Consider the following 12683-nt stretch of genomic DNA (forward strand, 5'->3'; position numbering starts at 1 on the left):
TTTAACATCAGCGCAATACAATGGTGCTGATTGAATGTGCTTTACCCGCAACATCAGCTGCCTTGCCGTTTATCCAGAGTTTGTAAGGCTGATCTTTGTCCGTTTTGTTCATGACAACCACGGCAAGGGAGCCGTCGGTATTTAAAAACGCCGTTGTGAGCAGGTTGTCGCGGTTTGCAGATGTAGCTACACGCTTAGCACCGGGCCGTACGTATTTTGAAAAATGGCCCAGGTAATAATATGAATTGGTGTAGATCAGTTTGCCGCTGCGCGTGTCTGCATGTACCGGTGCAAAACAGAAGTTGCCGACATGGTTCGGGCCGCCGGTTTCATCAAGCAGCAGATTCCAGTCGGTCCAGGCAACTGTGCCGGCATTGAAATCGTTAATCAGTGAGTAGCCATACCTTTCGCCGAGCCTCCAGTCGTTCACTTCATCCAGGTTGAATTTCTCCACGCAGCCTTCTGTCATGATCAGGTTTTTTTCAGGGAAACTTTCATGCACACTGCGCAGGTTACCGAATAACATGTCGCTGCCAGTCCAGGTCTCATACCAGTGAAAACCAATTCCCCAGAAATATTTTGCCGCTTCCGGATCGCCGAACAGCACGCTGGCGCGCTGTTGTACGAGGTCGCGGTTGTGATCCCAGCCGATCAGTTTTTTGTCGCCCATTTTATTTTTTGCCAGCGTTGGTCCCAGGTACTCACGCACAAAATCGCGTTCTTCCTCTGCTGTGTAAATACAGGATTCCCAGCGCTGCGTTGCCATAGGTTCGTTTTGCACGGTAAGTCCCCATATCGGAATACCGAGTTTCTCATACGTCTGAATAAACCGGACATAATAATTCGCCCAGTTCTGGCGGAACTCCGGCTTCAGCTTTCCACCCTTCAGCATGCTGTTATTGGTTTTCATCCAGGCAGGCGGGCTCCACGGACTTACAAACAGCGGTAGTGAGCCGCCCGCAGCCGCAATCACCTTTTTTATCAGCGGAATTCTGTACGTCTGGTCATGCGCAACGCTGAACGTTTTTAATTCCGGATCATTATCCTGAACGTAGGTATAAGATCCGCTGGCAAAGTCGCTGCTGTGAATGGTTGTTCGGGCGAAGCTGTACCCGATGCCATCTTTTCTGTCATAGTAAGCCCTCAGAAACTCTTCCTGTGCCGCTTTTGGTAATTTTGCAAATGTCTCTGCAGCAGCATCGGTAATGGTACCGCCAATGCCTGTTAACTGCTGAAAGGTTTTCGACGGGTCAATAAAGACGCAGACTTCTGTTTCAAGCGGCTGTTTAAACGTCGTAAAGGTAAGCTTACCATCTGCCGCCAGGCGCTGTTTTGTATCTTTTGCTGTTGTAAAAACGGCAGCGTTTTTTGTAGCGGGATCGTAGCCCGCTGCCTTCTGCTGCGCGAATAAGGGCAGTGTACATAAGATGACCGCTGCCAGTGATATTGATGTTTTCATTTGTGTTACGGTTTAGTTGCCGTCTGCGTTTTAACTACCATACATAGGTACCTACACCGGCATTTGGAAGCGTGGTCGTAATGTACCGGCCGTTGTGCCTGATGTTGAACGTCTCGGGAGTTGTGCTTTTATTTAATACGATCAGTACCTTTTTGTTATCGGGCGTTTTGAATGCCACGTTCAGCAAGGTGCCTGCCATGTTCGATTCGATACGCAGGGAGCCGGGCCTGACAAATTTCGAAGCATGGGCAATGATGTAATAAGCAACGTTCCTTGATACGCTTCCGGCAATGGTAAGCGCCCCGAGGCATGAATTGCAGCCCCCATTCGTATACGGGCGGTAATTCTGGTCTGCAGCGAGGTTCCATTCAAGCACATTGCTGCTCCAGTTTCGCGTTGCACCGATAATCAGGTTTTCGACATGCCATTGCAGGTCGCCCTGGAAGTTGCCCGGACCGCCAACCCATTGTTCTGTGAAGTAGATCTTCCTGTCGGGATGAGCATTGTAAACCTGCGACAGTGCGCTGATATTGCCTCCATAGAGGTGAAAAGCAGAGCCATCTACATATTTTTTTGCTTCAGGGTCTGCCAGAATAGCGAGCGGATAATCCGGCCGGTCGGCATTGTGATCATAAACAATGATCTTCGTTTTGATATTGGCGGCGGCAAAGGCCGGCCCGAGGTGGTTCTTGATAAAATCTGCCTGTTCAGCTGCCTGCATCACCATACTTGGGTTATTTCCGCCATGCAGGGGTTCGTTTTGTGGGGTAATGGCATCGATGGTGATGCCCTCTGCCTTCATTTGCTGAATATATTTTACAAAATATTTTGCATATGCAGCATAATGCTCAGGTTTAAGACTGCCGCCTACGAAACTGTTATTTGTCTTCATCCAAAGGGGTGCTGTCCACGGGGAACCCATAATTTTAATACCGGGCATCAGGGCCACAATCTTCTTCAGCACCGGCAACAGGTCCCTGCGTTCGGGTTCGAGCGAGAACCGTTCCATATTCGGATCGGTCTGACCTGTGGCGATGTCGTTATAGGTAAAAGTGCTTGCGCTGAGGTCTGATGCACCGATGCTTAACCTGAGGTAACTAACGCCTATTCCATCTGTGCTGAAAAGTTCTTTCAACAGCTCATTTTGTGCAGCTTCCGGCAGGGTATTGATCAGCATGGCGCTTCCGCCTGTAAGCGTATAGCCAAAGCCGTCAATTTGCTGATAGGTGCGGGTATCGTTTACCTCTATCGTTGTGCCTGACCCGGTGCCATCTTTAAAATTCAGCGCTACGTTCTGCTTCTGGAACTTTACAACCCCATCGCCCTGCGTAAGCCAGAAAGCAACGTCTGAGCTGACTACGGGCGGCTCCGGCTCGGGCGGATTAACCGGGTTTTCGGGTGCCGGCGATTTCGAGCAGTTCAGTAACGACAGCAGTACAATCGATAGCATTGTCTTAATGGCCATTTTTCTCAGGCTTAATATCATTTGTTGTGGGTATATGTTATTGTTTCTCAATCATCTTGTAATACCGCACGTATTCAATCTCTAGCTTTTGCGGAAGATTATCATCGGCAATACCTTGCGCTCCGCCCCAGTCACCGCCAAAGGCGATATTCATCAGGAGGTGAAACTTTTTGTCGAATGGCCAGACGGCGTATCCTTTGCCTTCGTTACCGAACTCAAAAACTTTTTCGTCGTCGAAATAGCCGCGTACGGCGTAGGGTGTCCAGTCTACCCGGTACTTGTGGAAGGTGTCAGATACTTTGTCGAGCTTTCGGGTAGCCGTTTTTTGGGTATTGATACGAAAGTAATAAGCTTCGGTATGTGTACTGAAATGCACAACATCCTGGTCGTATCCAACATGTTCCATAATATCGATCTCGCCCGATTTCGGCCAGTCGCCATAGGCGCGTTCTGTTGGCAGCATCCAGAGCGCCGGCCAGGTTCCTTTGCCTCGGGGTAGTTTCGCGCTGATTTCCCAGCGACCATAAAGGAAATCGCCTTTGCCCCTGCTTACCACCCTGGCCGATGTGTAGCTCCGCCCACCCAGGTTTTCCTTTTTCAAGATGATATTCAGTTTGCCGTCGGCAACCACGGCATTGGCTGTACTGTTGGTATAATACTGTAACTCGTTGTTCCCCCATCCAGATCCGCCGATGTCATAATCCCACTTTGTAGCATCGGGCGCCCCGGAATAGGTAAATTCATCTCCCCAGGTTGGACTGCTCTCAAAAGCCCAGCCTTTGTCCTGCGGTGGTCCGGGGAATTCAAACCTTTCCTGCCCTTCTGTACCTGGGTCTTTGCTGCAGGCCAGAGCGAGCAGGGCGAACCCAAGCATCATGTTAAGTCTCTTCTTCATACGGTAAATATTGGCCGCAGCATGGCTGCGGCCAGGTTATTAATTTGTTCCTCTGAACTCAACATTGGTAATCGAGATGCCCGAAGTTCCCAGGTTGGCACCGCCGGTACGTATGACCAGGTACACTTTTCCGCTTTGCGGGAAGGTTACGGTGTTGCCGCTGCCGCTGCAGGAAAGAGCCGATAACTTGCCGCTGAAAGCAGCCTTGCCGCAGCCTGCCCATGTATTCAGGGCAATGCGTGAGCCACCGGCGTTGTAGTCTGATCCCTGTACCGGCACTGCTGTACCAACATATACCTCGAACCAGGTATCTGTAGCACCGCTGCCCGAAACAACCATATCTACTTTGTATTTTTTTCCGCCTACCACGTCAATAGCCTGGTAAATGCCCTGTTGACCGTTGTTACCGCCGGCAGCGGTCATTTTCCCGTTTGCCATGGTCCAGGTTACGCCGGGAGTCAGATTCAACCGCGTCCATTTTGCGTCGTCGCCGGCCTCCATTCTTGCGCCCTGCACAAGGTTTCCCGCAACCGGGTCAGAACTGGTAACGGTAACGTCCTGCGAGGTGCTGGCTGTAGAGCCGCCTTTGCCGATGGTTGTCAGGGTAATCTTGTATTTACCTGCATCGGGATAAAACGCGGTATCGATCATTTTGCCGTTTGCAGAACCGCTGCCGTCGCCACGGTCCCAGCGCACACCGACTACATCAGTATTTGATTTAAGCACATACGTATTTGTTTTGCCTTGTACCGGTGTAACCGTGAATGTTGCAGGGGGTGTTGAGGACAGCCCGTTTCCATTGCCGAACTCTTCCGGCTTACAGCCGCTGAAAGTTGCGCCGAACAGCAGTGCTGCCAGTGCAGTATATTTTATATCGCTGAATTTCATAATGCTGCTGCGGATTAATAGTTTGGATTCTGTTTCAATTTTGTGTTTTCAAGCTCGCGCAATGGGATTGGCAACACCTCATGTTTGCCTGCTATGAAACCCCTTGCACCCAATACGGCCGGCGCGCGCCCGGTACGAACCAGGTCAAACCAGCGATGGCCTTCACCTGCCAGCTCCAGACGGCGCTCATTCATCAGGTTGTCCATATTTAAAGGAAGCGGGTTCAGGCCTACGCGGGCACGAACCGCATTAAACAGGGCAGCAGCACGCGTGTTGGGTGTTCCGGCACGCAGCAATGCTTCTGCTTCCATCAGGTAGGTGTCGGCGAGCCTGATCTCATACATATTCTGACCAAAGTTGAGCTCTTTCGCTCCGGCTCCGGTTGTCTTGTTTTTTTCGCGGCCTGCAAATTTTTCGAGGAAATAACCGGTGTTCATATAACCAGGTTCGTAATCGGCTGCGCCTACTGCTTTCAGGCTGTCAAGGTTAGCAATGGTTGCCTTATTACGCGGATCGAAGTGAATGGCATCAAACAGTGATTTTGTTACCGGGTTGAAACTCCAGCCCGAAACATAGTCCGGGGCATTGGCGCCAGGCTTGTAACCCCGTGGTCCGACCAGAATATTCATATGGTTACCTTCGGTACAGGCTGCACAGCCCCAGTCGCCGGCAGAGGTCGTTGTTGCCGACAGTTCAATGATCGATTCGGTATTAAACTTATTATTAACGTTCCACAGGTCGGCAAAATTGGCCAGAAGACGGTAACCATATTGGCTGGTGGTGCCTGGTGTGCCGTTTACATCCTGAAACGCTGCCGCGGCGGCAGCAAATTTTTCCTGTTGCAGCAGCACTTTACCAAGAATGGCTTTTGCTGCCCCTTGCGACAGTCGACCACCCTCGGTAGCAAGGGCAACCGTCACCGGCAGCGCAGGTATCGCTTCATTCAGGTCTTTCTCAATTTGCGCATATACAGCCGCAGGCGTACTTTGCTCCACGTTATAAAGCTGTGATGTTTCTACCGCCGTCAATAAAAGCGGAATGTTTCTGAACAGGCGGACCAGGTCGAAATAAAAGAAGGCGCGAAGTGCTTTTGCTTCTGCTGCATACCGCGATTTGAGACCGGCATCCATAGGCACGCCATCAAGTTTCGACAACAATACGTTTGCGCGAAAAATCCCTGAATAGCCTTTGCGCCAAAGCTCTTCCTGCGGGCCGTTTGCCGCATTGAGCGTGTAATTTGACCACACCTGGAATGCATTGATGTCGGTAGAACTTCCGCCGCCGGCGTAATGGTCATCTGATGCCGAATTTGCCGCAGGTATTTTTGATACATAACCATTTCCCTGCCAGCCCAGCACGTCGTAAACAGCCACCAGCCCGTTGTAAGCCTCTGATTGATTGCGGTAATAATTTGATTCGAGCATGGTTCCCTTCGGACTTACCTCAAGGAAATTTTTGCAGGAAACAACCAGTTGTGCGCCAAGAAGCACCACTACCGAATATTTTACTAAATTTTTCATCTGAATATTTTTATGAAATCTTCTTCTCGTATGTATTAAAAACCAATGTTCAGACCGAACATAAATGAGCGTGCCTGCGGATAAATACCGCGGTCGATACTAAGTACGCCACCGCCGATTTCCGGATCGTAACCGGTGTATTTGGTAAACGTGAACAGGTTCTCGCTCATACCGTAAACCCTTAATCGGTTCAGACCGAGTTTTCCCGAAATTTTCTGAGGGAAGGTGTAGCCCAGTTGAAGTACCTTGATGCGGAAATAATCCCCTTTCTCCAGGTAAAAGTCTGAAGGGTTGGTAAAGTTCCCGTTCGGATCCCCGTTTACAAGACGCGGAAAGCTGTTTGACGAACCTTCACCGGTCCAGCGGCCAAGCGCTTTTGTCTGGTAGTTTGCATTGGCAACATCGAGCCTGCGCAATCCCTGGAAGATGTGGTTGCCTGCAACACCCTGTCCGAAAACGGTCAGATCGATGCCTTTCCATCCGGCATTAAAGGTCAGACCGTATGACCAGTCTGGTGTCGGGTTGCCGATAAATACACGGTCTAGATCAGTGATTTTTCCGTCGCCATTGGTGTCCTGCCAGCGGAAATCGCCTGGTTTGGCGCTTGGCTGGATCATGGCTCCGTTAGCGCCGACGTAGTTATTGATCTCTGCCTGATTCTGGAAAATACCTTGTGTCTGGAAGCCATAAAACGAATTCACTGCCTCGCCAAGCGCTGTACGGGTAATAGGATAAGTGCTGGCCTGAAAGCCGGTTCCGCCTGAAAGGAAAGTAATGTTGTTACCCAGGAACGTTACCTCATTTTTCAGGTAAGAAACGTTACCATTAACCGAAAAGTCAAAGGCGCCGAACCGGTTTTTATAGCCAAGTTCGAGATCCACACCAGAGTTTTGCATGTCTGCTACGTTCCCGAAAGGATTATCAATGGCGCCAACGTAACCGGGTATCTGAACACGCTGCAGGATTCCACTTGTTTTTTTGCGGTACCAGTCAAAAGACAGGGATAGTTTATCAAACATGGTGGCCTCAAAACCGATGTTGGTCTGACTCGTTTCTTCCCAGCGCAGATCCGGGTTAGAAGGCGCGTTGGGGCTGTAGCCGATATCGTAGCTTCCGGATGTGCCAAGCGTATAGTTCCTGCCGCTTCCTATCGTTGAGAGGAATGCAAAATCACCAATGGCATCACTACCGACCACCCCGTAACCACCGCGGATCTTCAGGGTATTGATAATATTGTTTTGCGGCCAGAAATCTTCCTGAGAAGCGACCCACCCCAGTGAGAATGATGGGAAAACGCCATATTTATTGTTTGAACCAAAGCGTGATGAGCCGTCCCGGCGGATAATACCCGTAACGAGATACTTTTCAGCGTAATTGTAGTTCAATCTTGCAAATAAGGAGTTAACCGTATGATCGGGGTTTTCATAACCGTCTGAACTGCGCTGTGCCGTTGGAACCTTGTAGTTCAGCGACGCATCTTTAAAGTTATCAACCGGGATGTTGAAGAAATTCACGCTTGTACCGGTTGTGCGGTTGTCCAGGTAAGCACCCTGGCCTAAGAGAACCGAAATGTTATGCTTGTTAATATCTCTGGTATATGATACCGTATTCTCGATATTATAGGCAAGGCCCTTATTGTTTGAACGCGAAAAGGAGGTTTGGCTTGATATGTTCGTAGCGTTCAGATAAAATACCGGGGTGAAACTTTCGCCGCCCCAAACAGACAGTTTACCGCCCAGGGTAGAGCGAATCCGCAGTCCCTTAATGATTTCAGCTTCAGCGTACGCGTTGCCCACAAAGTTGTCAGACCAGCCATAATTACCAAGGCGCGTCTGGATATAGGCGAGCGGATTGGTCATTTCCTGACCCACGATTGGTGAAATGCCATAGGGAAAACCCAGCTCGTTGCGTACGGAACGCTGATCATAGGCACCTGCCCTCGCCGGATTCGTTTCTACCAGCGGCGTAATCGGGTCAAGGTTAATCGCAGAGCTAAGCGGGCCACCAAATTCGCTGTTGGTATTGCCCAGGCCTATACTCTTATCATGCGAATAACCCAGGTTTTGACCAAGTTTAAGCCATTTGGTCAATTTGTGCTCAGAATTCAAACGAACGTTTGTTCTGTTAAATTTCGAGATATCCGTTGCCACAATACCATCCTGTGCCAGGTAGCCAAAAGATGCATAAAAGGTCGAACGATCATTTCCGCCGCTTACACTGAACTCGTGGGTCTGGCGGCGCGCATCATTGTTAAAAATGGCATCCTGCCAATCAGTTCCCTGTCCCAACGAGGCAGGATTCGCAAACACGGCTGCACCGCCGGCGGCAATAGAAGCTTCATTACGCAATACCGCATACTGTTCTGCATTTAACAGGCTAAGTTTTCGCGCGGGCGCGGATGTGCCGTAAAAGCCGTTATAGTTTACCTGCGTTTTGCCTTCTTTACCCTTTTTTGTTGTAACAAGGATAACGCCGGCCGCTGCACGGGCACCATAAATGGCCTGCGATGCCGCATCTTTCAGCACCTCGATCGATTCAATGTCGCTTTGGTTAAGATAACCGATACCGCCATTGTCTACAACGACGCCATCGACTACCCACAATGGATCGTTGTTACCGAAAGACGTCAGACCACGAACACGAACTGTTGAGCCCGAGCCCGGCTGTCCTGAACTCGACGCAATGGTGATACCGGATGTACGGCCCTGCAGCGCCTGCTCGATACGGTTCACCGGCATCGATTCAAGATCTGCAGCTTTTACACTTGTTATGGAGCCGGTCACAACGCTTTTTTTCTGTGTACCATAACCGACTACAACGACATCATTGAGAAGCTTCGGATCGCTGTCAAGTACGATGTCGATTGTGCCTGCAGCTGTTACCGCACGCGACTGTGTAAGCATTCCGGTCTGACTGAATACCAGGCGGCTTCCGGCTGAGGGAACAGCAATGCTGTAGTTACCCTGGGCATCGGTTGCCACAGCCCGGTTGGTTCCTTCTACCCGGACCGTTACACCGGGGAGCGGCATTGCGCTCGATTTTTCCGTTACCGTTCCTTTTACCGCCAGCTCCTGCGCCATCAGGCTCACAGGGCAGACGAATAAAAGTGTAAAGAAGAAAAGATAAGTAATTCTTTTGCTCATAATAATTATTTGGTTAGTAATGGGGTTTGTTTAGGCAAGCGGGGAGCATTGCCTTTCTCAAATCTATGAGCGTATTCAGGGCTTTGACTTTTTTGAAAGCCCTACATGTATCCTACTGCGAAGCTTTTTACACCCTCAACGGCATTTAGACGGCACTACATCAGCACTACAGACACAGGGTAAAATGTTGATTATTAACAATTTACTAATAAGACTTACATTCGAATGTTAATATGTTCACCAATGCTAAAACGTGAATTTTAAATCGTTTTAGCAATTTCTGCTAGTTGAACTGATGTAGTGAATTACCTGGCGTATTGCACAAAATCATGAGATATCACGGCGTGAAAAACGCCGAAAAGTTACCCGTTTTGCTATTGTTCTCCCGGTACGTTAGGAACTTCACCTACAGAAAGCAGAAAATCATAAAGGTTTGTTTCTGAATCCAGCTGTAGTTTTTTGCGCAGCCGGTAGCGGCTAACTTCGATCGCTTTGCTGGTAATATTCATCAGCTGGGCAATCTCTTTACTGGACAGATTCATTTTCAGGTATGCACAGAGCTTGAGTTCGTTCGGTGTGAGATCGGGGAACTTAGCCTTCAGCTTTTTGAAAAAGTCTTCATTTACATTATTAAAATGCCGGGTAAAATGATCCCAGTCCTGATCTCCTTTTTCTACGTCTTTAATGAGCCTGACGAGCTGCCTGAAAGCTGTAGAGCTCTGGCTGATCTCGTTGTTGCGCGCCGCCGCAGACAATACTTCTTTAATTTTTGAAAGCACCTTACCTTTTTCTACCAGGTGCATGGTTGCTGTTGAAAGTTCCTTGTTTTTATGCACTACATCAGCCTCCAGTTTTTCGTATTGCAGGCGCACAATCTCCTTTTCATTCCGGTCCAGTTCCAGCTGATGCAGGTAACTGAGGCGGTCACGCGCGCGAAGGTGTTTTTTTCGCTGCCATTTGAATAGCTGAAAAAGTATTCCGGCAGCGATCAGCACATAGAGCAACTTCATGTACCACGTAGCATACCAGGGCGGCATAATGACAAAACTGTATGCGGCAATTGCCGATTCATTGCCCAAATGGTAGCGTGATCTCACTTCAAACGTGTAGCTGCCGGCAGATAGATTTGTATAATCGGTTTCAGCTTTTTTTCCCCAGGCTGACCACTTTTTATCAAATCCCTTCAGCCTGAAACTGTATTCGGTGTTTTGCTGAAATTCGAATAACGTGGTACTGTATTCGAAGTGCAGGGAATTAAGTTCATTACTGAGTTTTATAGATACTTTTTCATTTTTTCCGTTATCAGCGGTGGCGAAACTTAAATCGTGTCCACCAAAAAGCGTGCTGTCTGCGCGTCCGAACAAGCGAACTTTTCGCAGCGCAACCTGTGGCGCGGCAATCGTATTGATGTATTTGCTGTAGTTGATGTGGTAAGCCCCTTTGTTTGCCCCAACAAACACGTTAGCGCTGTCCAGTACATAAACAGATTCGAAACCACCCACAATCTTGTCATTTAACTGCGGAAAATAGGTAAGCGTAAAAGGGAGTTTGCCTGACGGTCTGCCGAAGTCCATCACGCCAAGTTTTTTCTCGGTTACAAACCAGATGTTTCCGTACCGGTCTTCTTTGAGATACTGTAATTTAAGTCCTGCCAGCGCTTCGTTCAGCATACGAAAAGGGATGAACCGGTTACTTTTCTGATCGTACTCATACACGCCGGCCGAAGTTGCCGCTACAACACGATTTTTAATCCGGTATACATAGTTGTACAGGCCAGATGGCAGACCATCTTTTTCGGTGTACAGTGTGTGCCTTTTTAAGCCCGTGCCCCCGGGCGAAAGCTCTATCTTATAGATACCATGATAGGGATGCGAAGACCAGATATTTTTTTCGTTGTCGAGAACAACAAAGCGCAGCGACTCTGTTAATCCGCGTATGGCTCCTGCGTTGGTAAACTTCCCCCTGTCAAAGCGGATCAGTTGTAAACCTTTATATGTGCCTGCAATGATCTGACTGGCGGGCAGAAAATCTGCATATGGCTGAAACATCCAGGTGCCGGGGTAGGCATAGACCTGGCTGGCCTGATTTGCGGTTACTGTAAAAAACCCTTCTTCATGCCCCATCACGAGCTGACCATTCAATTCATCAAGGTTCCAGACCTGGCCCTGTGAATTTTTCACTTCTGAAAAAATGCCCCTGGCCGTGCTCAAATCGGCGGGACGGGCACCCAGCTTTGCTGCGTACAGGCCGTTTGAAGAGCCGATGTAAAGATGCTGGTTAAAAAGTCTCGAGCTGTAAACCGTAATTTGTTTGTTCTGATCAGGAATGATGGTTTTGACAGCGCTGTTAACCGCAATAAAATCGACACCATCATTTAAAGCCAGCCAGAGATTCTGCTGCCGGTCGAGCGTCATCCCCCTGATGTTGTTGTTCTGCAGGCCCTCGCGGTAAGCAAAGCGCTGAACAAGCTGCCCCGATTTGTTAATGATAAGAAGTCCGCCTGAAGTTGTACCAATCGCATATTGCCCTGCATTTATCCGAAGTCCTTTATATATACGGTCTTTGAACAACATGTTGTCGATCTGGGTGCGCATCCGGCGGCAGCCGCCATTTTCAGCGAGCAGAAAAAGTCCGTCTTTAAGCGTAGAAACGAGCAAACTGTCCCGGCTGTAAGGCATGATAGAAGTAATTGCAGCAGTCAGAAAGGCAGGTGCGAGCGAGAACGGTTTCCAATAGCCATTTTCGAACTGCATCAGGCCCTTTTGCCAGCGCTGTGCGATGATCTTATCGCCAAAAGCACCGAGAAAGCCCCATTCAGTTTCCGGCTTAAAGGTTTGGATCCGGCCGTCTTTGTAGCGCAGGATCAGGTTGATGCTTCTGAAAAACACCTCATCTTTTCTGATCACGATATCCCAGATGTCAGCAAAATGCCGCTCTGCCGTGGGTATTAGCGGCAAAAGCGAATGGTAACGCAGTACACCGCGGTTATCGGGAGAGAAATAACCGATCTCGTCCTGGCCTCCGATATAGATCCTGTTATCAGCCGCAATCTCGACTGAGCGGACTACTGTCGAGTTGGGCAGTTTATACAGATTCCAGAAATTGCCATCATAACTAAGCAGGCCCTGACCGTTGCCAAAATAAAGTACCCCGTTGCGGTCCTGCGCAACATCCCAGTTCTGTACACTGCCGCTATACTGTTCTGTAGCATGATTAATGATGAGCGGCGACGCAATTTGATTCTGCGCCAACAGTCCTGCCGGACCGAGCCATAAAAGAGCGGCAATAATAAATAGTCTCATGAAGCGGATCC

The 12683-nt window shown here is 49.2% G+C and carries 7 protein-coding genes; all 7 read right to left on the reverse strand.

Annotation, left to right across the window (positions count from 1 at the left end):
• Positions 1–7 precede the first annotated feature (7 nt).
• Positions 8–1459, reverse strand: coding sequence for a glycoside hydrolase family 30 beta sandwich domain-containing protein (locus EJV45_RS09240; protein ID WP_129715390.1), 1452 nt, complete (start codon positions 1457–1459; stop codon positions 8–10).
• A 34-nt stretch (positions 1460–1493) separates the two neighbouring features.
• On the reverse strand, positions 1494–2945 hold the full coding sequence (locus EJV45_RS09245; protein ID WP_240755239.1) for a glycoside hydrolase family 30 beta sandwich domain-containing protein: 1452 nt from the start codon (positions 2943–2945) through the stop codon (positions 1494–1496).
• Positions 2946–2961: 16 nt separating this feature from the next.
• Positions 2962–3819, reverse strand: a complete 858-nt coding sequence (locus EJV45_RS09250; RefSeq protein WP_129715391.1) for a family 16 glycosylhydrolase — start codon at positions 3817–3819, stop codon at positions 2962–2964.
• A gap of 39 nt (positions 3820–3858) precedes the next feature.
• The gene (locus tag EJV45_RS09255) at positions 3859–4707 is read right to left on the reverse strand and encodes a PKD domain-containing protein (protein ID WP_129715392.1); all 849 of its coding nucleotides are present in this window, start codon (positions 4705–4707) and stop codon (positions 3859–3861) included.
• A 14-nt stretch (positions 4708–4721) separates the two neighbouring features.
• Positions 4722–6227: a RagB/SusD family nutrient uptake outer membrane protein gene (locus EJV45_RS09260; protein WP_129715393.1), complete on the reverse strand. Its 1506-nt coding sequence runs from the start codon at positions 6225–6227 to the stop codon at positions 4722–4724.
• 35 nt (positions 6228–6262) lie between these two features.
• Positions 6263–9370, reverse strand: coding sequence for a TonB-dependent receptor (locus EJV45_RS09265; RefSeq protein WP_129715394.1), 3108 nt, complete (start codon positions 9368–9370; stop codon positions 6263–6265).
• Positions 9371–9744: 374 nt separating this feature from the next.
• On the reverse strand, positions 9745–12672 hold the full coding sequence (locus EJV45_RS09270) for a triple tyrosine motif-containing protein (RefSeq protein WP_129715395.1): 2928 nt from the start codon (positions 12670–12672) through the stop codon (positions 9745–9747).
• Between the last annotated feature and the right edge of the window lie 11 nt (positions 12673–12683).

The organism is Pedobacter sp. SYP-B3415 (genome assembly GCF_004138205.1).
Taxonomy (GTDB): Bacteria; Bacteroidota; Bacteroidia; order Sphingobacteriales; family Sphingobacteriaceae; genus Pedobacter.